Raw genomic sequence first — 1,447 nt, 5'->3', positions numbered from 1 at the left:
GCGGGAGAGCAGCTGTCATACAACCTGTCACAAATGATTGTCACGTATTTTATCGCGATCATGGGCGCGCAGGCGTTGACAACAAAAGTGTATACGCAAAATATTACGATGTTTATTTTGCTGTTCGGCACTGCGATCAGCCAGGGTACACAAATCTTAATCGGCCGTTATATCGGCGGCAAACAATTTGATGCCGCTTATGAGCGCTGCATGAAGAGCTTATATTGGGCACTCGGAATTGCTGCGGCTACCTCTGTTTTGATGACGATCTTTTCAAAAGACCTGATCGGACTCTTCACACAAAGCCCTGACATTATAGCAACTGCAAGCCTATTGATTGCCATGACCATTATCCTTGAACCAGGCCGCTCGTTTAATGTCATTATCATTAACTCTCTGCGGGCCGCGGGGGATGCGAAATTCCCGGTTTACATGGCAATGATTTCTATGTGGGGCATCGGCCTCCCGCTTGCTTATCTTTTCGGCATCCACCTCGGTTTCGGTCTTGCCGGCATTTGGATTTCTTTTATCGCGGATGAATGGGTCCGGGGAATCTTAATGTACAGAAGATGGCGCTCACGTATCTGGATACAAAAAGGTATGGCGTAACACCCGGCTCAATCAAGGCCGGGTGTTTTTTAGATATCAGACAGAATCTGCTTCACTTCGGTCTCTGTGAGAGCGAAGTGATGTTGAAATACATCGTGCTGCTTCGCCCGGATTTTTTCTAAAACAGCCCGGTACAAATGAAGAGCAGCTTTCACCGTTTTTTGAGAATACTGCGGAAATAGCGGCAAGGCATCCTGACACTCTTCAAGGTAGGCTTCTGCTTCAAAAGCGATATACTCCCACGTCATTGTGAACGCCTTATTTACGGTGCCTTTTTGGAGATCAGCCTCTGTATAGCCGAATTGCTGCATTACTTCCCGAGGGATACGGCTTTTTTGCTGTTGGCCAGTGCCGATATCTCTCAGAATCCGAATCAGCTGAATCGCTAAACCGAGAGAACCGGCTGGATGTGTCAGCTGTTCCTGATGCCGGCGCGCCATAATCGGGAGCAGCATCAATCCGGCTGCGCCGCCTGTCTGATATGCGTGCATGAGCAATTCATCAAGGTTTCCAAACGGTTTATCTTCCGCTTTCTGTGCGGCAATGAACTCACGGAATGGCTCGCTGTCCAAAGTAAAGGTTTGGTACGCATGATCGAAAGCCTTCCACAAAAAATGATTCCCGTTATACGTTCCGGAAAAAACATCTTCCGCCTCAGCTTCAATGGCAGATAACGCCTTCTCGTCCGCATTGGCTGCCGTATGGTAAAACGCCATAACCGCCCAAACTGCCTGCCTTTGCTTCAGCGGAAGAAACGAAAATGCTTTGTAACAGGCTGGTTCGCGGGCGCTGACGATCTGGCCGCATTGCTGATAGGCTTCTTTTATCTCTTTCATTT

Annotated in this window: 2 protein-coding genes; one reads left to right on the top strand and one right to left on the bottom strand. The window is 48.4% G+C overall.

Annotated elements, in window-relative coordinates; genetic code table 11:
• Positions 1 to 609: MATE family efflux transporter (locus ACWHAR_RS21260; RefSeq protein ID WP_452087741.1), on the top strand; the 609-nt coding region annotated here is incomplete at its 5' end.
• Positions 610 to 638: 29 nt separating this feature from the next.
• Here the strand turns inward: ACWHAR_RS21260 and ACWHAR_RS21255 are convergent.
• Positions 639 to 1,445 carry a phytoene/squalene synthase family protein gene (locus ACWHAR_RS21255; RefSeq protein WP_452087740.1) on the bottom strand — a complete coding sequence of 269 codons (807 nt, stop codon included), beginning with the start codon at positions 1,443 to 1,445 and terminating at the stop codon, positions 639 to 641.
• Positions 1,446 to 1,447: the final 2 nt, after the last annotated feature.

Source organism: Bacillus sp. LR--39, from assembly GCF_053613335.1.
This window is presented reverse-complemented; position numbering and strand designations above follow the sequence as displayed.